The sequence below is a fragment of the Paenibacillus sp. NPDC101420 genome (genome assembly GCF_050277435.1).
GTDB lineage: Bacteria > Bacillota > Bacilli > Paenibacillales > Paenibacillaceae > Paenibacillus_AQ.
This window is the reverse complement of record NZ_JBNNSE010000006.1, coordinates 192,714-216,703: the sequence shown is the minus strand read 5'-3', so window position 1 is coordinate 216,703 and position 23,990 is coordinate 192,714. Positions and strand designations below refer to the sequence as shown.

The following is a 23,990-nucleotide window of genomic DNA, read 5'->3' as shown; positions in this document are numbered from 1 at the left end:
CCTCCTAGATTTTTTTGTATATCACGTTACTTTAAGTAGTTTAGATTTAGCTTATAATCGACTCTCGCTTAGTCAAGAATCGCGTGAATGTCGCTTTCTTTCATAATCAAATATTCTTTACCTTCGTATTTGATTTCTGTTCCTGCATATTTAGAGAAAAGAACACGGTCGCCTTCTTTTACTTCGAGTGCTACACGTACTCCATCCTTCAAAGCTCCGCTACCTACTGCAATAATAGTTCCTTCTTGTGGCTTTTCTTTCGAGGAGTCCGGAAGCACAATCCCGAATGAAGTGGTTTCCTCCTGCTCGCTCGGTAGCACCAATACGCGTTCACCTAAAGGTTTGATCATGAAAAAATAGCCTCCTTTAAAATTATGTTATTTTGCTTCAAAACATAGTTTAGAACTTACCTGTCTTACTTCAAAATCTCTGGTGTTTATGAAAAATATCAATTGGACGCTATGAATATCTGGTCCATCTCATATTTTCCATAAGCATTAGCACTCGACAGCTTGTAGTGCTAACAACAATTTTTATGATACTCAACTTGAGCCCGGATTTCAAGTCCTTTTACACAAATTCGCATTTGTTTTCGTAAAAAATAACGTTTCACTGGTTGTCCTAGGCACACACTCTATACATTCTATCCACAGGGTGTGAAAATATGCGTATGATTTCAGTAGTCTCAACTGTACCACCTACGCCCGAACATTTCAAAAAACGGGGGTTTAAAACAAAAGAACTGTCTCTTTCGTAGAAAAATCTACTTAGTGACAGCCCTCTTATCATCATTCCTCACTCTTGGTGTACTGAGCTTCCCTTGCCGCATCCGCAGCAAGCTGTTTGCGATAGACGAAGGCGGACAGGAATACGCTAAACTCATACAACACAAGCAGTGGGATCGTCACCAGAAAGTCTGAGATGAAGTCCGGAGGAGTGATGACTACAGCAATAAAGACAAGCGTGAAATATGCGTATCGACGCATTTTACGCAAGCGTATCGGGTTAAGAACCCTCAGTTTGGTCAGAAACATCACCAGCAGTGGTAGCTCAAACAGCAGCGCTAAAGGTAGCACCAGACTGAACATGAAGTTGAAATATTGCGCAATTCCGTAGGTCTCTTCCAGTCCCATACTCCGGGTGATAGAGATTGTGAACGAAAGCGCCATTGGAAATACAACATAATAAGCAAAAGAAAGACCGATTAGAAAAAGAACAAAAACATAGGGTACATAACGTAGTGTTGCACTACGCTCTTCCGGTCGTAAGCCCGGACTAATAAACGCCCACAGCTGGTAAGCAATAAAAGGAACTGAAATGACTAATGAAACCGCCATTGCGATCTTCATATACATTCCGATACCATCCCAGAATGAGAAAGCATGCAGAACAAAACCTTGCGCTAGATCTGTACTAATTAAATAATCGTAGATTGGCTTGGCACAGAACAGCCCCCCTACCAATCCCAAAATAAATACAATCAGCACATAAATAATCCGTTTACGCAGCTCGGTGAGATGATCCACCACCGACATTTCTTCCGATTCGAGAGACATCCTGACACCATCCCATGACAAGAATAGAAACGCCACACCGACTTTATGTATAGCTGTGCCCGTTTCTGCAGAAAGCAGCAACCAAATTGAAAAAGGGACATCTCCTAAGTCTATTAGACTTGAGAGATTGCCCCATTGTTAAATCATTTATTATTCCGGCAGGCGTTTGTCCTGAGGAATATCTGCAGCGACCGTCTGCGGGGCCGTCGGCACAGGAGCTTCGCTCTTCTTCACCGGATCACCATCACCAATGATTTCACGTGCGCCTTCCTTAAATTCACGGAAGGTTCGTCCAACTGCGCGGCCTAACTCTGGCAGTTTATTCGGTCCAAAGAGGAGCAGTGCCAGTATAACCAACAAGATAATACCCGGAGTACCAATTCCACTAAACATTATTATTCCTCCTTGTCCGTCTATCCGATCATGGTATCGATTACGATAATCTAATAATACCATAACTTATGTCACAGTTACATCCACTATCTTCTATAAATAGTTTATCCTTGTGACGTGACAAGAATATGACAATGTTATTGGCGGTATTGGCCAGTTACCATGAGTAACGCTTCAGGTAGTTGATCCATAATGGCTGCTAAATTCTCATGAACACCCTTCGGTGTGCCCGGTAAGTTGACAATCAACGTGCGTCCACGAATGCCGCATATCCCGCGGAACAGCATCACCGCACGGTTTTTTTGCATCACCGTACTTCGCATCGCTTCAGAAAGTCCAGGCACCTCCCGTTCGATTACACGCCGGGTTGCCTCTGGAGTCACATCGCGTATCGCTAAATCCGTACCTCCGGTAGTCAATACCAGATCTGCTTGAAAATAATCTGTAAGTTCTATCAAAGCTGCGATAATCTCATCTTGTTCATCGGGCACGATCCGATATTCAACGATCTCGCCTCCAAGTTCCTCTTCCACCAGCTCCCGAATAACCTGGGCGCTCGTGTCTTCCCGTTCGCCCCTGGCCCCTTTATCGCTGGCCGTTAGGATTGCTGTTTTCCACGCCATAGGTTTGTCCTCCCTCTCTATGTATAATTGGCTGTACAGTGCAGCCCACTTGCTTCAGCGCATCGAACGTCAGCTCTGATCATGGTTTAAGCGCGTAATCTCCATTCTTGCCCCCACTTTTAGACACTAAGAGCGTTGGTCCGATAATCATGTCCTTCTGAAGAGCCTTGCACATGTCGTACACCGTTAGTGCTGAGGCAGAAACAGCGGTCAATGCCTCCATTTCAACTCCGGTCTTTCCGGTAGTATGGACTGTTGCTTCTATATAAAGTTCATCTTCGCTGTTATCGGAGAAGCGGATGTCAATACCGGTAAGTGGGAGCGGATGGCACATCGGAATCCAGTCAGACGTCTTCTTAGCCGCCATAATTCCAGCGATCTGCGCAACGGCAAGTACGTCTCCTTTACTGATCTTGCCTTCCTTGATGGCACTAAGCGTCTCAGTTGCCATCTTGATCTTACTCCGCGCGACAGCTGTCCGCTTCGTAATCTCCTTTTCGCTCACATCCACCATACGAGCTCTTCCCTGCTCGTTAAAATGGGTCAATTCCACGGCTCACTCTCCTTTTCGGCAGTGCACTATGCCATTTTCAGTAATCAGCATGTCCATAAAGGCATCATGCTCATCCATGGGCACTTTCGGAACCAGTTGCATACCAAAGGCTAGCCCGATCCAGACAGGGGGCTTCGCAGCGGCATACTCTTCCATCTCCCATGACGCACGCAATCGATCATAGTATCCTCGGCCGTAACCAAGCCTGCCTCCCTGAAGATCAAAAGCCAGCCCCGGAACAAACACAACATCCGGTAGTGTAACAACTTCAATCTCTTGTGAATCTTTGCCGGATACAATAGGTTCATGGATACCATACGCCCCCGGCTCAAGCTCACTCCAAGCGTTTACCATATGAACACTCATTGCACCACTTGCCGGAATGACACGCGGCAGCAGTACCCTGCGCTGGTCCTTCCACGCCTGTGTAAGAAGCGCGTTGGTATCGAGTTCAGAACGGAAAGATACATAGGCCATCAGTGAGGCTATGTCTTTCGTCTTCAGCCACTCTGATGCATGCTTGCAGACCAGAAAAGACAATTCCCTTCTCTGGTCCGAGGAGAGCTCGTTTCGGGCGATGGTCTTCTCAGTTCTTAGTTGTTGCTTTGCTTTGGAGATCACCGACTCCTTGCTTGACATCGTCGGCCACCCCCATATATTTATCCCAAGCTTATCCTTGTTTGTAAATCCAGTTTACCACTCTTCTCCCCGGTTCGCCAAGGTGGATAGGACTGTGTTTCTGGGCCAGGTCGTTATTCTCTGCTTCCGATATATCGAGCTCTCGCTTGGGAAACGCTTTTCATGTAAACTATAGAATATGTTGTTCATACGGCTGAGGTATAAATGCCAAGGCGAAATATGCAAGGGTGGAGGTTTCATCGTTATGCTTCTTCAAGCGACAGGAATTACAAAATCATATGGTATACAGAACGTACTAGACGGCATAAGCCTTCAGGTAAATGAAAAGGAACGTGTCGGACTCGTGGGTGTTAATGGTGCCGGCAAATCAACTTTTCTGCAAATTCTGGCTGGTGAAATGTCCTATGACAGCGGTCAAATTCATAAATCAAAAGAAACTACTATCGGGTATTTAGCCCAAAATAGCGGACTTCAATCTGACAAAACCATCCATGAAGAAATGATGGCAGTTTTCGCACCGCTGATCGAAGCCGAGGCTGAGCTAAGAGAGATGGAAGTAAGCATTGCCGATCCTAAGCTGGCAGAGGACTCAAAACGGTACGAAGAACTGCTCGAAAGATATGCCCGCCGATCAGATTGGTTCAAGGATCACGGCGGTTATGAAATGAATACACGAATCCGCAGTGTACTGCACGGCATGGGCTTCGGCGAGTTCCCACCGGATACACCTATCTCCACACTTAGTGGTGGCCAGAAGACTAGACTCGCATTAGCCCGCATTTTGCTTCAGGCTCCCGATCTTTTAATGCTGGATGAGCCGACGAACCATCTGGATATCGAAACATTAACATGGCTTGAGGATTATCTTCGCAGTTATGCTGGCGGAATTCTGGTCGTATCTCATGACCGTTATTTCCTTGATCGGCTTGTAACTACTATTGTAGAGATCGAGCGTCATCAATCTCGGCGTTATACAGGCAATTACAGCCGATATGTAGATTTGAAGGCTGCCGAATATGAAACACGGATGAAGCAGTATGAGAAACAGCAAGATGAAATCTCAAGAATGGAAGATTTCGTTCAGAAAAATATTGTGCGAGCATCTACCACGAAACGTGCGCAGAGCAGACGCAAAGCGCTTGAGAAGATGGACCGTATTGATCGACCGATGGGCGATCTGAAGAAAGCCAGCTTCTCCTTCGAGCCTGACTTCATGTCTGGTAAAGAAGTGCTGCAAGTACGTAATGTTGCAGTTGCCTTTAATGATGGTCCACCTTTGTTCAAGGACGCTTCTTTCGAACTGCGCCGGGGAGAAACTGCTGCACTCATCGGTCCCAATGGTATTGGCAAATCTACACTGCTGCAGTGTATGACCGGAACCCGCGAGCCTTCAACTGGAACTGTGAATTGGGGGACTAAGGTAAAGGTCGCTTATTATGATCAGGAACAGACCCGCCTCAATCCAAAGAACACAGTAATGGAAGAGCTATGGAGTGAATATCCAATGATTGAGGAAGCCAGAATCCGTACGATCCTTGGCAACTTCCTCTTCAGCGGTGAAGATGTTCTTAAGAAGATATCCGCGCTGAGCGGCGGCGAAAAAGCACGCGTTGCATTATCAAAGCTCATGCTGCGCGGCGCAAATATGCTCATCCTAGATGAGCCAACCAACCATTTGGATTTAGTCAGTCGTGAGGTTTTAGAATCAGCTTTAATTGATTTCGAGGGCACATTGCTCTTCATTTCTCATGACCGTTATTTCCTCAATAAAATGGCTGAACGGGTGCTTGAGCTTCATCCCGAGGGGATCGATCAATACCTTGGCAACTACGATGACTATATCGAGAAAAAACGAGAATTAGAAGAGATTGCGAAAGATGCCGCCGAATTAGCCGCCAAAAACGTCAACAAGGATGCTGCAGTTCCTGAAAAAAACGCTGTTTCCTCCTTCGAAGCGGACAAGCAAGCCAAGCGTGAAGAGCGTAACCGGAAGCGGCGTATTGCTGAGCTAGAGGAAGGCATTGCCTCACTAGAAGAGTCGATCGCTTTTATAGAGAATGAAATGACTAAACCTGAAGTTTATCAGGATTATTTAGCACTTCAAGGTCATGAAGAGGATCTGAAGAACAAAAAAACTCAGCTTACCGATTTATTTAACGAATGGGAAATCCTTGCTGACGAATAATGTAAAATCCGCTTCATAAATATTTTTTCATATTTCTTATTTTGTTCATAAAGAGTTATCCACAGCTCTATGCACAGGTTTCGTGTATAACTCCCTATAAAAAAAGCCCCTTAGGGGCTTTTTTTATGCGTTAAATCGGTATTTTCGAATTACAGGAATTATTATCCACCGAATTATCCACATTATCCACAATTCTCACAAGGTTTCATTGCTAACAAAAATGGTTATAAGGCCATTTTAAAAAGAGCTGACATTGCTGATTTTACGCACTTTTTACACAATTCGTAGAGAATATGTGGATAACGTTGTCCACAACTTGACAAAAGACATAACCCCACCTAAAACCTGTCATCAAAAGCTAAAAAAGAACCCGCTATCTCTAAATCAGACAGCGGGTCGATGTATATTAAACGATTTGTGTAGAGAGCAGGGCAGCGTTACAGGCTGCAATATAGGCAATCCCTGCTGCCATGATAATATCTTGATGCGTAGCTGTGCCTCTAAATTTAAGACCTTCCCACTCTACCATCACAGCCGCCTCCGCCTGGGCGTTCTCTCCACTTCCAAGTGAATGCAGCTCAAGTCCCGCAAAATCGATATCCTCTGAGATGCCTTGCCCAATAGCAGCGATAATAGCTTCAAGCGGACCATCTCCAGTACTAGTATGAGAAGTTTCCTGTCCAGACTTCAAATGGCGAACCGTAACCGCGGCCACCCGGCGCTGGGCACTGCCTGCCAATACCTGAACCTCACCCAGTTCATAGACCTGAGCTTGCTGTCCAGTTGTACTGCTCACCATTTGCAGCAACTGGTCATCACTCACTACCTTTTGGCGGTCAGCGGTCTCTTTAAACGATTCATAAAGTGCATCCAGCTCCGCAGGCTCCAGCGTAATACCATACTTCGCCGCCCGGTCCTTCAGCGCATGTCTGCCAGAATGCTTGCCCAGAATGATCATGCTACGCGGGATACCCAGCCGCTCTGGGTCCATAATCTCATAGGTGCTACGATCCTTCAGCAAACCATCCTGATGAATCCCTGACTCATGCTGGAAGGCATTTCTTCCGACGACTGGTTTGTTATAGGCGATCGGAAAATGCATCGCTCCGCTGATCAGCCGCGAAGTATCATACAGCTTATCAAGCACAATGCCTGTTTCTGCTCCAATCGCATCTCCGCGGGTTTCGAGCGCCATCACAAGCTCTTCCAGTGCGCAGTTCCCGGTACGCTCGCCGACTCCGTTCACAGTGACTTCGATCTGCGTCGCACCTCCATCAATTGCTGCCAGACTGTTGGCTACAGCCAGCCCCAAATCATTGTGACAGTGGGCACTGTAGCTTACCGTTTCTCCACCTCTTGCTCCTAGCCGCACACGCCGGAACATTTCCCCATATTCATGTGGCAATGCGTAACCGACCGTATCGGGCAGATTGATAATAGAAGCGCCTTCCTCAATAACCGCTTCAATCATTTCAATCAGATCATCGATTCCTGTTCGCGCAGCATCCATCGCCGTGAATTCAACGACATCAGAGAATTGACGCGCATAAGCCGTCATCTCGCGGGCTTTGGCTACGACTTCAGCTCTGCTCATACGCAATTGATGCTGCAAATGAATATCAGAAGAGGAGATGAACAGGTGAATCCGCCGGCGTTCAGCATCTTGGGTTGCCCGGACTGCCGCGTCAATATCCCCTTTAACCGCCCGTGCAAAACCACAAATTTCCACATTTCGCACCTTACGAGAAATCGTCTGTACTGCTGCAAAATCACCAGGGCTCGATATCGGAAATCCAGGCTCCATCACATCAACACCCAGATCCGCAAGCTTATAGGCCAGCAGTATTTTTTGCTCTGGGGTTAGACTTGCACCCGGAGCCTGTTCACCATCTCGCAGCGTCGTATCGAAAATTTGTATACGTTTCTTTACTGGAATAATCATCTGAATTCCTCCTGTTTTCCTCTTATTGGATTCCTTACCCTAACCTATGCTTCAGCGCAGATCCACACGTCGACTTGTGGCCCTGCTAAATTCCCCACCCACTGCTGCCGGCAGCTGATACGAATGAATCCTCTGCACAATTTGGAATGTGCAGAAGGTTCACTCTTGGCGTCTTATATAGCGCCTGAGTCCATAACCCGAGTTGCTTCAATAAGAACGCAAAAACCCGCCGTCTCTAATAAAGAGACGGCGGGTTACCCCTCCGCGGTACCACTCTTTTTGACGCATAGGCTATTCATATAATCAAGCCGTTAAGCTGCGTCCAGCTCTTCTTCCCGGTCCATCCTGAGGGAGTCAGGATATCTGGAAAGGTCCGATAACGGGGACAGCCGTAGGCAGCGTACTCTTATTTCCGCCGCTCCGCTCCCGGGCGAGATTCAAGACTTTCGGTGACTGCGTCGCACCACCCCGCAGCTCTCTGTTCACCGTCATTCCCTACTACTCCCGTTCTTAGCGTGTATTATATACATTCTCACTACTCAAAATCCATACAAAAAAGCCTGCCATCTCATTCAAGAGACGACAGGCTGTTAACCTTCGCGGTACCACTCTTGTTGATGCTCTGTACCGGTTAAGTTACTGCCGATTCCAATTGAACATCCACTCTACGGTCAAGTATGTTAGATACTCGACCACCCTTTCACGGAGGTTACCCGTAGACGGTGTACGAACGTTCCGGCGACAATTGCCGGTAATGCTTCCACCGTTCCGCTCCCAGACGAGTTCAGGTCCCCTTCGACTGCGTCGCACCTACCCGCAGCTCTCTTATCCCAGAGTATCCTTACTACTTCCGCTCATCGCGTTTCCTTGTATAATTGAACTGATTATACTCGTTAGCTCCAAATGATGTCAATAGGCGGATACAGACCATTGTTCCAATGAGAATCCAGGGTCTGCAACCATATCCAGCGGAGTACCGCCATCATGCTGCCACTTCACGTATGCAGCAGCTCCAATCATAGCTGCATTATCCGTGCAGTAAACCGGAGGTGGAATAATAAGCTCAATGCCCTCCGCTTCACAGCGTGAGATCAAAGCCGTGCGCAGGCCAGCATTAGCAGCAACACCTCCACACAGCAATAACTGCTTGGAGCTAGTAGCTTTAACAGCGCGTACCGCTTTTTCCACCAGCACTTCAACCACAGATTCTTGGAACCCGCGGGCAATGCCTGCGACATCTGGTGTGAGACCCTTCATCTTGCTCTGATTCACAACGTTCAGCACAGCCGACTTTAAGCCACTGAAGCTAAAATCATAAGAACCCGGCTCCAGCCATACTCTTGGTAACGGTACAACCTCAGTCGCCTCGCGGGCCAGACGATCCACATGAGGTCCACCGGGATAAGGGAATCCTAGTGCTCGTGCCACTTTATCATATGCTTCGCCTACGGCATCATCACGGGTGCGTCCGATAATTCGAAACTCACCCTCCCGCTCCATATGAACCAGTTCAGTATGTCCGCCGGACACCACTAGTGTCATGCATGGATACTGTAACTCTGCCACTAAACGGTTAGCATAAATATGCCCTGCAATATGATGTGTGCCAATTAGTGGCTTACCCCATGCGAGGGCAAGGCTCTTGGCAGCTACTACCCCGACAAGTAAAGCCCCCACCAAACCTGGGCCTTGTGTAACCGCCACCGCCGACAACTGATCTGGTGTAACCCCTGCTGTAGCGAGTGCTTCTTCTATCACCAGTGTAATTACTTCCACATGCTTACGGGAAGCTACTTCTGGTACTACGCCGCCGAAGGCGCGATGTGTCTCAATCTGACTCGAGATGATGTTGGATAACACTTCAGAGCCATTTTTGACTACAGCGACCGACGTTTCATCACAACTCGTCTCAATAGCAAGTATTAGTACAGGCTGAGCTGCGCCCGTTTCTGTCTTCATTTCAAGTCCACGCTTCCTTCCATATTCCCATGCTCCTCGTACTCTGGCAGATCCGCCCACATAATGAGCGCATCTTCGCGATTATCGGAATAATATCCTTTGCGTGTGCCAGCAGATCGAAAGCCTTTTTTACGATATAAATTCTGTGCTACCTCGTTCGATACCCGTACCTCAAGTGTAATAGACTTCATCCCCACATAAGATGCCGTCTTCATCAGCTCTTCGAGCAAACGCTCGCCCCATTTACGTCCACGATAGGCTTCAAGCAGGGCTATATTCGTCACATGCGCCTCATCCACGATGGCCCACATACCGGCATAACCGATAATATGACCAGCCAGCTCCATAACCATATATTTTGCAAAATGATTATGCGTCAGCTCGTTGCGAAAAGCTTCCTCTGTCCAAGGCATCGTGAAGGCTTCCCGTTCAATGATAAGAATGTCAGGAATATCCGTAAGCTTCATCAAACGAAAAACAAGTTCAGCCTCTTGAGCTATCATTGATTCCGCTTCCGTCATGGTTTCTTTAAGCCCCCTTCTCTGCTTAACCGCAGATTGGCCTCCGCTTCTGAGATCTGAGTATAGTTAGGGATCAAGCTATGGATATCATCTTTCTCTACCTGAAGCCGCGCTTCTCCGAGAAATCCTGTCCAGCGGCCTTCCATTTCATAAGGAACTGCAATAGGAACACCAAGATCCTTCAATGGACGAAGCGAATCCTCACTGCCATGAACTGCAGTCTCCCCAACAAACCAAAGAACAGCGGGCTTATTGCCTTCGGCTGAAGCCTGTCCTAAACGTTCAGCTAAGTACTCCACCCAATCTGCCATCAGCCGGATGGCATCAGGTTCAAGACGGCTAGGAGCATTATTTCCCTCAGCTGCGAATAATCCTGAATACACCTGTCCTCGGCGCGCATCCATTAGTGGAATGATCCAATCAGGCCCGTAGCTGTTATTCTCGGTAGTTTGTTCCGACGCTTTGGTCATCACGTTATTCTTGAGGGCTGTTTGATATCCGCCCCATGCTACTGCATGTAGACTCGAAATACCGACCACTGGGACATCCCATGCCCATGCCAACGTTTTGGCAGCGGTAACTGCGATACGCGTCCCCGTATACGATCCAGGACCCACACCAACAGAAATCCCGTCCAGCATTGCAGCAGTAGTTCCTGTTGCTTGCAGCGCCTGCTCAATGATCGGGAGTAAATGCACCGAATGATTCCGTTCTCCGGAAGCATTTATTTCATGCAGTAGTTCCCCATTCTCTGTAACTGCCACGCCTAATACTGCAGTTGATGTATCCAGCGCTAAAAGCCGCTTGCGCGGCTCTGTATTCTGATTCGTCATATTCCTTAACCCCACTTCTGGATCAGCTGCCGGCAAAGCTCACCATACGGCTCCCCGATTCCGGTCACCGTAATCATTCTTTCATCTGGCCCCACTGTTTCCATGTATATATGCATATGCCGCGTCGGCATTAAATCCGTAATAATACTGCTCCATTCCACCAAGCAGACCCCTTGCCCGTAGAAATACTCATCAAGTCCAAGCTCGTCCGCTTCCTGAAGCGAAATCCGATATACATCCATATGATATAGGGGCAGACGGCCCTCGTACTCTTTAATAATTGTAAAAGTAGGACTGTTTACGATCCCCTTTACGCCGAGATGCCGAGCGTACCCTTGCGAGAATGCTGTTTTTCCTGCGCCCAGATCGCCGTCCAAGCCGATAATCATCCCTGGCGTTGAAGCAGTAGCTAGAGCAGCTGCAAGCAACTCCGTATCCTGGAGGCTGTAAGAACGGTAAGTGAACACCGTTTCGTCTGTATTGTCCAACTACAACTACCACCTTTTAAAATATACCTGCCAAAAACCATTACTATTAATTATATCGGTATGCTCCATCCATCGCAACAACTGTCCCAATTCAATCTTCCATGCCAGTATGTCCACAATAGAAAAAGAGACCTCTACGCAATAATAAGCATAAAGAGTCTCTTTTATAAAAGTGTAATTTAGCTTATCTCAGCTCTTTGAACAAACCTTGTTAATGATCTTGCTCCTCTAACCGTTCAACGCCTACCGTATGCGTATTCGTTGGTCGAGAGCCCACTTGAACTGTAGCCATTCCGTTCTGTGCATCCACATGCTCAATCCATACAGGTTCTCCATCCAAATGTACACTTACCGTCTCTTTAGAAGCATAAATATCCTGTGCTCGTTTGACATCCACCACTGTTCTCCTCCTTTATTTTACCTAAATCTCACGATTCTAATGGCGAAGTTTCTTCGAGGGTTGATTCCGCATCAAGCTTCTCCGAGTCCGAGACCTGACTTGCTTCCGGTGGAGCTATAATGCTGTCCCAATCCACAACTGTCGCTGGAATATCCTGTTCGCTCAGCGCATCGATCCACTCGTTTCCACGCGGTTCCATGACTTAGTATTCTCCTCCTCAGCTTTATTAGCCTGATTTTATATTTTCCCATGCTTCACAAAAAATGCACCCGGCTAGAAAAACCTGTCCTGCCTCATACTAACCCAAAGCAAATAACTTAGATCAGGAGGCGTTTCTCATGCATACCGTTTGGAAAGGGGCCATCAGCTTCGGGCTAGTGCATGTTCCGGTTAAAATGTTCTCCGCTACGGAAGACAAGGACATTTCTCTGCGTTATATCCATAAGGAATGCGGCAGCCCACTGTCGTATGTACGTAAATGTCCGGTGTGTGACAAAGAGGTGGCTTGGGAAGAAATCGGCAAGGGTTATGAATATGAAAAAGGGAAGTTTGTTCTATTCGACAAAGAGGAACTGGATCAATTGACCGACGAAAGCAGCAAAAGCATTACCATACTCGACTTTGTTGATCTGACGGAGATCGATCCAATTTATTTTCAAAAAACCTATTACTTATCTCCGGATCAGGCTGGCACAAATGCATATCGGCTTCTTATGGAGGCCATGCGTCAAACTGGTAAAATTGGCATCGCCAAAATATCGATTCGTTCCAAAAGCAGTCTGGCTGCTATTCGTGTGCTGGAGGATTGCCTCGCCATCGAGACTATTTTTTATCCTGATGAAGTGCGACCGGTCTCGCAAGTGCCTGGCCTGCCCGAAGCAGGGACAGTGAATGATAAAGAGCTGGATATGGCCAAGCTGCTCATTTCACAGCTATCCACGCCTTTTGATCCGGCAAAATATACCGATGATTATCGCCAGCGTATGCTTGATCTAATCTCACATAAAATTGCAGGCGAGGAATTTCATATCGCTCCTGCCAAACAGGAAAGCAATGTAATTGATCTAATGGCAGCATTGCAGGCCAGTATTCAGGCTGTACAGCATATCCCTACAGATCCTGGTCCTTCTTTAGCAGGCACCACAAAGACTAAGTCTAAAGCGGCTCCTGCGGCCAAAAGAAAAACATCCAAGACCAAAACAGCCACCGCCGAATCTGCCGATCAGCAAAACGAGGCTTCCGGGCCGATTCCAGTCATCGCACCAAAACCGAAACGCCGCAGCCCAAAAAGTAAAACAACCGTATCTTAGGAGGCTCTGCTGATGAAGCTTCAGCCTATTATTCCTTTTGAACCCATACTGGCTGGACAGCTTCCAGCAGGCAACCAGTGGATCGCACAGATTAAATGGGATGGCGTTCGTATGTTGTCCTATTACGACGGAAGCACTACTCAGCTTATTAACAGACGTGGAAATTACCGTACAGCGCAATATCCTGAGCTTACTGATGTATCTGCTTACTGCAAGGCTGATTCCGTTATTCTTGATGGTGAAATCATTGCACTCAAGGACGGCAAGCCCTCATTTCACGAAGTTATGCGGAGGGATAGCTTAAAGAATGGCTCCACCATTTCCGTCGTTAGGTATCAGGTTCCTGTCATTTATATGATTTTTGATATTCTATTTTATAATGGCCAATCGACGATGGATCAGCCTTTATCCTCACGGCAGCAGCTGCTAAACGATATTCTGCTGCCGCATCCCCACGTACAGGCCGTACCCAGTTATACCGATCCCACAGAATTATTCGCCGCCGCTCAGATTCAGAGCTTAGAGGGAATCGTCTGCAAGGATATCAACAGTACTTATGCTCCCGGTGGAAAAGATAAGCGTTGGCAGAAACGCAAAATCATTTCTGATCTTACGGCAGTAGCCGGGGGTGTAACGTTCCGAGACGGCATCGTCAATGCGCTACTTCTTGGGCTGTATGATGATAAAGGGAATTTGCATTATATCGGACATGCCGGGCCAGGAAAATTGACTGTACAGGATAAACGCGACTTAACTGCAGAGGTACAGCATTTAAAAATAGATCAAATGCCCTTTACAGCTGATCCCCAGCGAGGGAAGGGTGCTTTTTGGATAAAACCGAAGCTTGTCTTCAAAGTTCATTTTTTGGAATGGAATACCTCAGGCACTCTTCGTCAGCCGGTTACTCAAGCTAGGGTAGATCTTCCTCCCGAATCATGTACTATGGAGCAAAAAGGATAAACTCTTTCCAAAAAAACGTCCTCCCGAATTTATCGAGAGGACGTTTCTTATTGCGCTGTAAGACTCGTTACAATGGTCTCCAGCTCTGCTTTTGTCTGCGCAGTATTTTTCGTATTCGTAAGCGTATAATCAATACTTCCATCCGCACTGGACCATACAAGCTGGACTTTTAGATCTCCATGGTGAGGACCAAACACCGTGTAAACTGCTTCAACCCCGTTGATGGTCAAATTTTCATCCTGGTCACCAGGCAGCTGCGCTAAAGTAACTCCTTCCGGAAGTGTATATGCTGGAGCTGATTTTAGATTCAATCTCTCCCCATTTCGCAGATAAGTGATAGAGGTTTCTGTATCGCTCCACTTTAAGCTTTGTGAAATCACTTTTTTACCAGCAGCTTGTGCTTTAGCTTTCACCTGATCTCTGAGGGTTTTATACTCTGTACTGAAAAACTTCGGAAGCACTGGATTTAAAACGACATCCTGCAGCTTATATTCGTCTGGTAGAGCAACGGGTATCAGGAGTGAATTCCCAGTTAATGAAGATAGCTTCTGTGCTGCTTCGTTTATAGAGCTGAATCTGTATGGCATATAGCTTACACTCAAATCTTCCTCTGGATTAGATTTTTTGTCATTAACATAGAGAGCCTTAATTTCTCCCGTTTGTAGGGGAACAGCATATTCTTTGGCAATCAAATCCTTAATCGTTGGCGATACCGGTGGTGATTTCTGCTCAACCGGAACCGTACCTTTGCTTTTATTATTGCTCCCTGCAGGCACTGCGCCTGCTGTTCCACTTACCGCGCTCATTAACACTAGCAGACTCAAAACCGTGATAGCCGCACTTTGTTTAATCATCTTTATAATATCCTCCTTTAACCCCTTGGTTATTTGATCATGCTTTTAGCTACAGCCAACATTTCATTTGTCGTCAGTTTACTGACCCGATTGTCTGAAAGGGTATATTGTATCGCGCCTGATTTATCGAGCCACACTAGCTTAGTGTTGAAACTCGCTTCTTTAGCCGAATCAGTTGTAAGAATTACTTTCCTACCGTTGACCGTCAGTTCTTTCTTAGTTTCCGAAGCTCGTACAAAAGGCACAGCTCCTTCGGGAAGTTTGGCGGGCGGCACTCCAGTTACAATACTAAAATTGGCTTTTCCTTTGGCATACAGCTGCATAGACAAGTTCGTCTGGCTCCAGCTGATGATCTTGCTAAACAACTGTTTGTTGGGATCACCTGCCGCCGCTGCTGCCTTTAGTTCCTGCTCTAATTGCAAATACAGCTCTGAATCATTTGCTACAGACGGTGGATAAATGATGGCTGTCGCCAGAGCAAAGCCTTTAGGAAGATTTCCAGGCTGTGGAGTAGCTGGACCCTTCAACGCTTTGAATTTAGCAGCAAAGGATTTGTAGTCTTTAAAAACAAATCCTTTGCCGGAGAAGCTGATCGTATCCTGTGGATTGGAGACTTTATCACGTACGTAGTAGGCCAAAAGCGTACCTTCCTTCAAGCTTGCTACGATCGCCTGTAATTCCTTTTGTGGATTCTGATCGGTTGATGCTGAATTCTGCTGTTCTGCTGCCGCCGCGACCGAAAGGGACAAGGCAGGCGCAACCCCACTTACAACTACTCCTGTTCCTAACAAGGTTGCTGCCGAGAGTACGATCAGTGTTTTTTTGAAATCATTATTGAGCTTCAATTTCTAACATCCTCTCCTTCTAAAAGGGTGAATGTAAGCTCACCCTGTTTTCAACTACACTTCTATAACACTCCAGCATGAGAAAAAGGGACATTTTCTTACAAAAAAGAGGCCGCCCCAAGCAACCATCATGGCTTTTGGGACAGCCTCTTTTTTTGTTCTTAACATTACAAGTGACGCACCAAGTGATGCAATATGTGAAGCACCTATAGAGTAATTGGGGAATTTCTCCCTAAAATTCAGAGATTTCTGTTCATCGGCCTTGTAATTAGGGAAAACTTCCCTGAAATTTGGCCTATTCGGCAACGAATAAAGAAATTCCTATGATTATTAGGGAGGAATTCCCTGATTTCGTTCATTTAGAGCGAATATCGGTTATTTTTAGGGAATTTTCACCTAATTAGTTTAAAACAAGTAAATCACACATAGCACATCGCCCACCGCCCCAACCAGTAGCATAGAACACTACGCGTGGCATATCGTCACATGGCACAGTAAAATCCATTACTTTTCCTATTCCATAAAAAAAGCTGCCTCCCAAGTAGATTTCACTACTTTTGAGACAGCTTCTCATATTGTGCGGATAGAACAACAGTCGCTAGCGAATAAAACTATTGGCAATCACTTGCCATTGTTCACGGGTTAAAATGTTATTCAATCCATCATTTAGACTACGAATCGTCTGGCTGGCTTCATCATACCAATACAAACGATTCTGAGAAGTCCAAGCCTGCGCCCCCTGCTCTGTACTCGCTGCGATAAAAACTGCTTCTTTACCATTACCTGTCATAGACCATTTTTCGGCAGTCTGACCTTCCAAGATAGACACTTGCGTTGGATAACCCCTAAAAGCGCTCTGCATTAAGGATAGTGTAATTCTTTGATCCCCCTTATGGTAGGAAACCTCAGCGCTCTCTATGGCATTCACAGCGATCTTCTCCATAAACAGCTTTTGGCCTGTTTTATCGTCCTTAGCTTTCTTTTGAAATTGTTCAAGAACTTCTTTGTATTCCGTGTCTATCGACCCGTAAGGAGAAGCGGCTTTAAAAGTTGCTCGCTCGAATTCGTAACCATCGTCGAGTATGGAAGGCAGTTCTGGCCAGAAATCGCCAGCTACTTTTAATTCGTTTACGAAGTCCTGATATTTCGAATACACAGGAGGATTGAAAGCGAACTGCAATTGATTCCCATAGCCTAATCCTTTGACCAAATTAGTGAATTCAGTATCAATCACGTAATAGGCAGCCATTTCTCCGGGGTTCAAGCGGGCAAGCACCTGCTCATTATAAGTCGCTAATAAAGTCTGATACTTCTCAATCGCAGGAGAGGCCGTGGCAACAGGCTTACTATTATTAGTATGCACCGTCTGGACAACCACCCTTCCTCCACTATTCACTAGGGTAATCGAACCATCCGAAGGTTTGATGATATCAATTGTAGACTGGCTACTATGTTCCGTTAAACCTCCAAGTCCAGACAGCTGAAGGGCACCAAATCCGATCATCCCCAGCAATATAGCTGCGGAGACCCCTGAGAGAAGTCTTTTCCTAAATTTAGATGGAAGCGGGATAGTCTTCTTTTGCATCTGCATAACAGAATCTCCCGGTTCTCCGAATGACTCCAGCTCGTCTCTGAGGTTCGCCATTTCTCCGTCCATCGTTTTCTGTTGATCATGAATTGCCCTTACCCGATTCATAACTGCTGCTTTTACATCTAGTTCGTCGCAGTTCCCCAATGCGTCCATTTTCTTTATCATTTTCTCTTCAATACAGCTTCGTTGCCCCACCATTCCGTCCCCCCTTTTTGAGCATTCATCATTTTGCCAAGCTTTGTAATCGTACGCCTGTATTTCTTCTTCACAGCATCAGTATTCTTATCGAGGATCTCCGCAATCTCCGGGAAGCTCTGTTCCTCAAAGATTCGCAGAACTAACAGATTTCGTTCATCTAATTTCAATTTCAAGAGGGCAAAGGTGAGATGTTCGTTAAATATGTAACGGTCCATCAACTGTTCCGGGCTTTCTGCAGGAGGATCCGGTTGAAAAAGCGCCATAATCTTCAAATGTCTTTGGCGTTTGCGGATCAGACTGAGGCAATGATGATAGGCAATTTTATATAGCCAGGAAGAAAAGCTCGCGATAGGGCGATATGTGCCTATATGCTGATATGCCTTCACTAGAATATCCTGTACCGCATCCTCCGCTTCTGTTCGACTCCCAAGCAGCCGGCAGCAATAGCGGTAAATCGGCTTTTGAAAAGCTTCGACGATAAGGGCATAGGACTCTACCTCGCCTGCCTGTACCCGAACGACGGTGTGTTCGATCCCGTCCAAAATCAGCAAACTCCCCTTTCACATAACCGTATAACCTTATAACTCTTATAATCATCCAAAAGGGACACTTTGGAAATATTTTTTTCATGAAAAGGAACAGACTGGCACATAATACCCTCATTCCTATAACAGAGAGGAGGTTCAGGATGCCAGCAGCCATCAAAGGCACAATTACTGTAGAGGGCCAAGAGATAACCATCACCAACCCAGAGAAGCTGCTATGGCCAGATTGCGGGATTACGAAGCGGATCTATCTGGAAAAGCTCGCCGCCCTCTCTCCCTACCTGCTGCGTTATTGTCGAGATCGGCTGCTAACCGTAATACGTTATCCGCATGGTATCTCTGGAATGTCCTTTTATCAGAAAAATGCACCTGATCCTCTTCCAGCCTTTGTCCAGACCGCTGTTCACGAGAATATTAACTATATCAAGCTGCAATGTTTACCTGAGCTAATCTGGCTGGGTAATCTGGCTGCTTTGGAGTTTCATCCTTCTTTGCATTATGTAGGTAGCGAGCTGCCTTGTGAATGGATGATTGATCTAGATCCGTCGCGTGAGGTCGAGCCCCGTATCATGGAAGCAACTGCAATTGTAGGGACGGTCCTAACCTCCCTTGGTTTATCCTCTGTGCCCAAAACCTCTGGGGCTACCGGGGTGCAGATCATCGTGCCTATCGAGACTGGCGTTACTTTTGATGGATTGCGAAAAATCGGACACTTTGTGGGTCGTTATGTCACTGAAAAGCACCCCGATTTATTCACCTTGGAGCGTCTGAAGAAGAATCGGGGAGATAAAATCTATTTTGACTACCTCCAGCATTACAGTGGCAAAACCTTAGCTGCACCTTACACACCACGTGCCAGACCGCTTGCTACAGTATCCACACCATTGCTCTGGAAAGAGGTTCAGCAAAACGTATCTCCTACTGATTTTCATCTGCTCAATATTGAGGAACGCCTGCAACAGATGGGAGATCTTTTGGAAAAAGTGCCACCGCAGCCCGTCAAACAACTCATTGCTAAGCTTCCATAGGGATGGAATGCCACGAATAATGAGCCTAAAAACAGCAATAAGCCCGCAGCATCATTTCATGCTACGGGCTTATCAGGCGTCCCACTCAAGGACAGAAGGTATATTGTATAAGAATACGGCATATCGAGTCTTGTTCACCGTATTTATTGCTCCATTATTCGTAAAAATACCTTCTTTCAGTTAATAGTACTAAAGTGCCAAGCTAAAACGCCTGCGGCGTCCTTTTAGGATGGTAAGCTAATGAATTGCTTTCTTCTTGAAACGGCCACCTTTAACATCATGAATGTTACCTATTGCGATGAATGCACCAGTATCCCAATCCTCAACAATGGATTTAAGCTTAGCTTCTTCCAAACGGGTAATAACCACGAAGATCACTTTCTTATTCTCCCCGGAAAATCCGCCTTCTCCATCTAAATAAGTAACACCACGTCCAAGACGTTCCGTCAAGGCTTCACCGATATCACGGAATTTATCACTAATAATCCATACCGATTTTGACTGATCCAGACCCTCAAGTGTAATGTCAATTACCTTAAATGCAATGTAATAAGCAATTAGTGAGAACATCGCATTATTCCAACCGAACACAAATCCAGCTCCGGATAAGATGAACAGGTTGAAGAACATAACAACTTCACCTACAGAGAAGGGAAGCTTCTTGGCTACTAGAATCGCAACAATTTCTGTACCATCTAGAGATCCGCCAAAACGTACAACTAGCCCTACACCTACACCAAGAATGATCCCCCCAAAAACGGCAGCAAGCATTGGCTCAACCGTAAAAGCATTCACATGATGCAACATTGAAGTACCAATAGACATAAGCACAATTGCATATAAGGTAGATAAGGCAAAGGTCTTACCGATTTGCTTATAACCGATTAACAAGAACGGAAGGTTTAACAGCGTCAATAAAATCCCCAGAGGAATGTCGAATAGATGTGATAAAATAATGGAGATACCGGTAATCCCACCATCAATCATTTGATTCGGTACGAGGAATATCTCAAGTGCAACAGCCATCATTGCTGCCCCAATGGATAACATGATCATTCGCTGCGCGAACTTAGCCATTTTATGTGTTCCGGTCTTCTGCAGCTTGTTCTTTTCCTCTTTGGCAATCATTTGTGGACTCACATTCATAGAACTCCCCCTACAATTTAACAGTATAGTGTTGAAACATTCGGAAGTATAATTATAATCTATACTTTCTTACATTTCTTCTTATACAATTATTATATCACAAAATAAGCCCTAATAATGAATGGAACACGTTATATCCTTCGAAAAATTCAGATTTAGTCCTCTTTCCGCTCATAATAGCGGAGATAACAACTGACACAGCCCTTCACCGAGTTTGACAATTCTCCCTCTCTCCTTAAACTTTACAGGATCAATAAATTCACTGTGCTTTTGATCCTTCTCAAACCCTGTGACTAGAGGGGATATAGCATCAGGATGTAGCAGCACAGCAGTCAATTCAAAGTTAGAATAAAAGCTGCGCATATCCAGATTTGCACTCCCCACTGTAGCGAGCAGATTATCGATAATCATGATTTTGGCATGCATAAATCCTTTAGTATAGCGGTAGAATTTCACTCCAGCGTCTTGTAAATTTTCTAAATAAGACAAAGAAGCATGATAGACAAGCACATTATCAGGCTTCGCAGGAATGATAATTCTTACATCCACTCCACGAAGTACTGCACTTTTCAAGGCCCGGCAGATGGCAGGATCAGGAATAAAATACGGTGAAGTAATCCAAATCCGCTGTTTAGCTGCACATAAGGCGGCAAAATACATCTCTTGAGAGGCGTCCATTTCAGCATCCGGACCACTCCCTACAATCTGCACGGCTTCTTGTGACTCACAATTATGTTTTGGGAACAGACGCGGATGGCTTGTGCTTTCGCCAGAGGCCAATCTCCAATCCTTTAAGAAGACATACTGAATATAATATACTGAGTCTCCTTCGAGACGCAGATGGGTATCACGCCAGTATCCCATTTTGAGATCCTTCCCCAAATAATCATCCCCTATATTCATTCCACCCGTGAAGCCAACGAGGCCATCTACCACCAGGATCTTCCGATGATTACGGAAATTAAAACGACGGTCTAACAGAGAACTAATCGGAGGTAAAAAAAAGTGGAACTCCACCCCAGCATTTCTCATCGTTCGAATAAACCTACGACTTAATTTATGACTGCCCAGACCATCACAAAGCAAGCGTACCTTAACGCCCTGTCGCGCCTTCCGAATCATAACATCTTGAAATTGCTCACCGATCTCATCATCACGATAAATATAAAATTCCATATGTATATGTTCTTTCGCTTCTTCCATAGCTTCCAGCATAGCATCATACGCTTCTCTCGCAGATGATAATACCCTGCTCTTGTTATGACCAGTAATTGGTCCTTCTGCGATCTTAGAAAGCAAACCCAATAGACCCTTATTATTCTCAAACTGAGCGTTCCCACTCTCAGTAACATCCTTTACTACCTTAATATTGCCAGAGACATGCGAACGAATTTCACGAAATAGTGTAGTACATCTTTTGTTTAATTTTCGATTCTGTCTATAATCACGGCCCAGAAAATAATAGAATGCCAGACCCAGCGGCGGACAACAGAATGAAATGAACAACCACGCCAAAGCCCTTTGCGGGCGACGAAACTCCATAAATACAATTACTGCGACCTGAATAATAAAAAGACTTAGAATTATCGCAAAAATCTTCAATTCCCTACCCCCTTCATTAATAAAACAGTTACCAATAGACTCGCTGCGACGATTCTATTACTGGTTTTGCCGTAACTCTCTTTCTTTATTCAAACAAACCGTTGTCATGTTCCTGAAAGATATGGAATACATAGAGTAGTAAGACAATTCGGGATGAGCCTAATGCAAGTAAGGTCGTTAGCTTCGTGTATCGTAAGGCGGCTGCCATATGCCGCAGAAAGGAGAAGCCATGAAGAGTCAGCCAGATCATAACCGGATTACGCTGCTCGTCGTAAGGGATGCCGGACGCCCAGTCAAACAACTCCAGATCTCCAAGCCACTTGCGTTCGCCCTGCCGGCAGCAGCAGCCCTGTCCCTCTCCAGTCTGGTCACCTCTATGCATTTCCATGCCTCGCAGTCGATCTCACAACTGGAAGCTGAGGCAGCCGCACTATCACTAACCAATCTCCGCATGGAAATGAAGGTCGCTGACAAGGATAAGGATCTAATGCAGCTTCGTACTCAAGTCAGCGAGCTATCAGAAGAGGCAGATAATATTAAAGACAAGCTGAAGAGTGTAAATGCGCTGGAACAGGAGTTGCAGTCTTTGATTAACAAAAGCAAAGGCTCCGCCGCTGAAACAAAAGAATCAAAAACGGGATCAACCGCTTCAAACTCAACCTTAGGCTTATCGAGCCGTAACGCTGTGCCAATCCCAAATGAGACATCTTTTAAAGCTACAATCACATCACAGGTAGGCGGAGAATATATCGCGTCTTATCAGAACGAATCGCTGAATCTAGTGGAGGAAACAAAAGACGATTTCGAAGAGATCCACGGTATGCTCGATGAAATGGTGGAAAGTATTACTCAAACTATCACTCTGGCGGAGCATGCGAATAACGTTCAAGCAAATCAGCAGGCAAAAAAAGCTCAAGCTGAAAAAGCCAGACTAAATGCAGCGGTACTCTGGCCTACCGATTCTAGGGTCATCTCCTCAAGCTTCGGCTACCGAACAGATCCTTTCAAAGGCTTATCCGCGTTCCATTCAGGTGTCGATATTGCTGGGAACTTAGGCGATCCTGTATATGCCGCCTTAGACGGGGAGGTCGTTACCTCCGAGCAGATGGGTGCGAGAGGCAAGTATGTCGTGATCAAGCATTCGAACGGGCTTGAAACCTGGTATATGCATCTGCAGGCAATGAATGTATCTGCGGGAGACAAGGTTAATAAGGGGCAGAAGATCGGCTTGCTTGGAAACACTGGTCGAAGCACAGGACCTCATCTTCATTTCCAGGTAGTGAAGCAGAATAAAACTGTGGATCCATTGGATTATGTTAAACCCTAAACGTTAATGTAAAAATATATGAAATAGGAGGAATTTATACATGTGGAATAAGCGGCAGCAGCGTGCCACTATCAAGTCTACTGACTCTCTGATTGGGCATGGGGGTACGCTCGAGGGTAAAGTACATTGCGATACGAACCTGAGGATTGAAGGTACCTTTAGCGGAGAAATTATATGCAGTGGTGTTGTCACTGTAGGTGAGGAAGGCACGGTGCGCTCCAGTATTAGAGCAGAAGAGATCGTTATCGCTGGTAAAGTATATGGAGATGTTACCGCAGACCGTAGGCTCATTATGACCGGTACTGGCGAGCTGCACGGTAATATTTCTGCAGGAGCACTCAGTATTATGGAAGGCAGCCTGCTTAATGGGTCCATCGCCATGCAAGAACAGCCCACCTCTGAACAAGCAGGTGAGCTCAAAAGTAATACGAAAAAGGACAAGACAGCAAAACGTTCCTCCAAAGCAGAAGAAACGCTTGAAGCCGGTTAATC

At 45.9% G+C, this 23,990-nt stretch carries 25 protein-coding genes and 1 other annotated feature; of the genes, 6 read left to right on the top strand and 19 right to left on the bottom strand.

Annotated features, from left to right (window positions below):
* Positions 1 to 68 precede the first annotated feature (68 nt).
* The 6 genes from groES to ACQKMP_RS23805 form a co-directional block, all read right to left on the bottom strand.
* Complete coding sequence (gene groES, locus ACQKMP_RS23830; protein WP_036676506.1) at positions 69 to 350, bottom strand: co-chaperone GroES; 282 nt, start codon at positions 348 to 350, stop codon at positions 69 to 71.
* A gap of 438 nt (positions 351 to 788) precedes the next feature.
* Positions 789 to 1,556 (bottom strand): twin-arginine translocase subunit TatC, encoded by a 768-nt coding sequence (gene tatC / locus ACQKMP_RS23825; RefSeq protein WP_339245385.1) that lies wholly within the window; start codon positions 1,554 to 1,556, stop codon positions 789 to 791.
* Between the two features lie 150 nt (positions 1,557 to 1,706).
* Positions 1,707 to 1,949: a twin-arginine translocase TatA/TatE family subunit gene (locus tag ACQKMP_RS23820; protein ID WP_042185275.1), complete on the bottom strand. Its 243-nt coding sequence runs from the start codon at positions 1,947 to 1,949 to the stop codon at positions 1,707 to 1,709.
* A 137-nt stretch (positions 1,950 to 2,086) separates the two neighbouring features.
* Entirely contained in the window at positions 2,087 to 2,572 is a 486-nt protein-coding gene (locus ACQKMP_RS23815) for a MogA/MoaB family molybdenum cofactor biosynthesis protein (RefSeq protein ID WP_020429419.1), read from the bottom strand.
* A gap of 79 nt (positions 2,573 to 2,651) precedes the next feature.
* On the bottom strand, positions 2,652 to 3,125 hold the full coding sequence (moaC, locus tag ACQKMP_RS23810) for a cyclic pyranopterin monophosphate synthase MoaC (protein WP_339245379.1): 474 nt from the start codon (positions 3,123 to 3,125) through the stop codon (positions 2,652 to 2,654).
* A gap of 3 nt (positions 3,126 to 3,128) precedes the next feature.
* On the bottom strand, positions 3,129 to 3,764 hold the full coding sequence (locus tag ACQKMP_RS23805; RefSeq protein WP_427471345.1) for a 5-formyltetrahydrofolate cyclo-ligase: 636 nt from the start codon (positions 3,762 to 3,764) through the stop codon (positions 3,129 to 3,131).
* A 244-nt stretch (positions 3,765 to 4,008) separates the two neighbouring features.
* Here ACQKMP_RS23805 and ACQKMP_RS23800 point away from each other — a divergent pair, with 244 nt between their 5' ends.
* Entirely contained in the window at positions 4,009 to 5,949 is a 1,941-nt protein-coding gene (locus tag ACQKMP_RS23800; protein ID WP_427471343.1) for an ABC-F family ATP-binding cassette domain-containing protein, read from the top strand.
* Positions 5,950 to 6,355: 406 nt separating this feature from the next.
* Here the strand turns inward: ACQKMP_RS23800 and ACQKMP_RS23795 are convergent, their stop codons facing one another.
* The 7 genes from ACQKMP_RS23795 to ACQKMP_RS23765 form a co-directional block, all read right to left on the bottom strand.
* On the bottom strand, positions 6,356 to 7,891 hold the full coding sequence (locus tag ACQKMP_RS23795; RefSeq protein WP_042185267.1) for a 2-isopropylmalate synthase: 1,536 nt from the start codon (positions 7,889 to 7,891) through the stop codon (positions 6,356 to 6,358).
* A gap of 239 nt (positions 7,892 to 8,130) precedes the next feature.
* Positions 8,131 to 8,412, bottom strand: a binding site (T-box leader).
* 388 nt (positions 8,413 to 8,800) lie between these two features.
* A complete protein-coding gene (gene tsaD, locus ACQKMP_RS23790; protein WP_339245206.1) occupies positions 8,801 to 9,850 on the bottom strand; it encodes a tRNA (adenosine(37)-N6)-threonylcarbamoyltransferase complex transferase subunit TsaD in 1,050 nt (349 codons plus the stop codon).
* The gene (rimI, locus tag ACQKMP_RS23785; protein ID WP_042185263.1) at positions 9,847 to 10,371 is read right to left on the bottom strand and encodes a ribosomal protein S18-alanine N-acetyltransferase; all 525 of its coding nucleotides are present in this window, start codon (positions 10,369 to 10,371) and stop codon (positions 9,847 to 9,849) included. Before rimI ends, tsaD begins: the two co-directional genes overlap by 4 nt.
* The gene (gene tsaB / locus ACQKMP_RS23780; protein ID WP_427471341.1) at positions 10,368 to 11,204 is read right to left on the bottom strand and encodes a tRNA (adenosine(37)-N6)-threonylcarbamoyltransferase complex dimerization subunit type 1 TsaB; all 837 of its coding nucleotides are present in this window, start codon (positions 11,202 to 11,204) and stop codon (positions 10,368 to 10,370) included. The genes rimI and tsaB overlap by 4 nt, the downstream gene beginning before the upstream one ends.
* 5 nt (positions 11,205 to 11,209) lie before the next feature.
* Complete coding sequence (tsaE, locus tag ACQKMP_RS23775) at positions 11,210 to 11,692, bottom strand: tRNA (adenosine(37)-N6)-threonylcarbamoyltransferase complex ATPase subunit type 1 TsaE (RefSeq protein ID WP_427471340.1); 483 nt, start codon at positions 11,690 to 11,692, stop codon at positions 11,210 to 11,212.
* Positions 11,693 to 11,903: 211 nt separating this feature from the next.
* On the bottom strand, positions 11,904 to 12,089 hold the full coding sequence (locus ACQKMP_RS23770; protein WP_042193364.1) for an H-type small acid-soluble spore protein: 186 nt from the start codon (positions 12,087 to 12,089) through the stop codon (positions 11,904 to 11,906).
* A gap of 31 nt (positions 12,090 to 12,120) precedes the next feature.
* Positions 12,121 to 12,291, bottom strand: coding sequence for a hypothetical protein (locus tag ACQKMP_RS23765; RefSeq protein WP_156113056.1), 171 nt, complete (start codon positions 12,289 to 12,291; stop codon positions 12,121 to 12,123).
* 139 nt (positions 12,292 to 12,430) lie between these two features.
* Here ACQKMP_RS23765 and ACQKMP_RS23760 point away from each other — a divergent pair, with 139 nt between their 5' ends.
* Positions 12,431 to 13,402, top strand: a complete 972-nt coding sequence (locus ACQKMP_RS23760; RefSeq protein ID WP_427471338.1) for a Ku protein — start codon at positions 12,431 to 12,433, stop codon at positions 13,400 to 13,402.
* A gap of 12 nt (positions 13,403 to 13,414) precedes the next feature.
* The gene (locus ACQKMP_RS23755) at positions 13,415 to 14,362 is read left to right on the top strand and encodes a DNA ligase (RefSeq protein WP_427471336.1); all 948 of its coding nucleotides are present in this window, start codon (positions 13,415 to 13,417) and stop codon (positions 14,360 to 14,362) included.
* A gap of 47 nt (positions 14,363 to 14,409) precedes the next feature.
* Here the strand turns inward: ACQKMP_RS23755 and ACQKMP_RS23750 are convergent, their stop codons facing one another.
* The 4 genes from ACQKMP_RS23750 to ACQKMP_RS23735 form a co-directional block, all read right to left on the bottom strand.
* Positions 14,410 to 15,216 (bottom strand): hypothetical protein, encoded by an 807-nt coding sequence (locus ACQKMP_RS23750; protein WP_427471335.1) that lies wholly within the window; start codon positions 15,214 to 15,216, stop codon positions 14,410 to 14,412.
* 29 nt (positions 15,217 to 15,245) lie between these two features.
* Entirely contained in the window at positions 15,246 to 16,061 is an 816-nt protein-coding gene (locus ACQKMP_RS23745) for a hypothetical protein (protein ID WP_427471333.1), read from the bottom strand.
* A gap of 598 nt (positions 16,062 to 16,659) precedes the next feature.
* Positions 16,660 to 17,850, bottom strand: a complete 1,191-nt coding sequence (locus tag ACQKMP_RS23740; RefSeq protein ID WP_427471332.1) for a hypothetical protein — start codon at positions 17,848 to 17,850, stop codon at positions 16,660 to 16,662.
* Positions 17,814 to 18,395, bottom strand: coding sequence for an RNA polymerase sigma factor (locus ACQKMP_RS23735; protein WP_042193362.1), 582 nt, complete (start codon positions 18,393 to 18,395; stop codon positions 17,814 to 17,816). The genes ACQKMP_RS23740 and ACQKMP_RS23735 overlap by 37 nt, the downstream gene beginning before the upstream one ends.
* A gap of 143 nt (positions 18,396 to 18,538) precedes the next feature.
* Between ACQKMP_RS23735 and ligD the strand changes: the two genes are divergently transcribed.
* Complete coding sequence (ligD, locus tag ACQKMP_RS23730; RefSeq protein WP_427471330.1) at positions 18,539 to 19,423, top strand: non-homologous end-joining DNA ligase; 885 nt, start codon at positions 18,539 to 18,541, stop codon at positions 19,421 to 19,423.
* Positions 19,424 to 19,660: 237 nt separating this feature from the next.
* Here the strand turns inward: ligD and ACQKMP_RS23725 are convergent, their stop codons facing one another.
* Positions 19,661 to 20,500, bottom strand: coding sequence for a YitT family protein (locus tag ACQKMP_RS23725; protein WP_231573468.1), 840 nt, complete (start codon positions 20,498 to 20,500; stop codon positions 19,661 to 19,663).
* A 240-nt stretch (positions 20,501 to 20,740) separates the two neighbouring features.
* Entirely contained in the window at positions 20,741 to 22,171 is a 1,431-nt protein-coding gene (gene cls / locus ACQKMP_RS23720) for a cardiolipin synthase (protein ID WP_379423287.1), read from the bottom strand.
* Between the two features lie 208 nt (positions 22,172 to 22,379).
* On the opposite strand from cls, the gene ACQKMP_RS23715 reads away from it, so the two are divergent.
* Both ACQKMP_RS23715 and ACQKMP_RS23710 read left to right on the top strand, forming a co-directional pair.
* On the top strand, positions 22,380 to 23,498 hold the full coding sequence (locus ACQKMP_RS23715) for a peptidoglycan DD-metalloendopeptidase family protein (protein ID WP_256721598.1): 1,119 nt from the start codon (positions 22,380 to 22,382) through the stop codon (positions 23,496 to 23,498).
* Positions 23,499 to 23,538: 40 nt separating this feature from the next.
* The gene (locus ACQKMP_RS23710) at positions 23,539 to 23,988 is read left to right on the top strand and encodes a bactofilin family protein (protein WP_042185241.1); all 450 of its coding nucleotides are present in this window, start codon (positions 23,539 to 23,541) and stop codon (positions 23,986 to 23,988) included.
* Positions 23,989 to 23,990 lie beyond the last annotated feature (2 nt).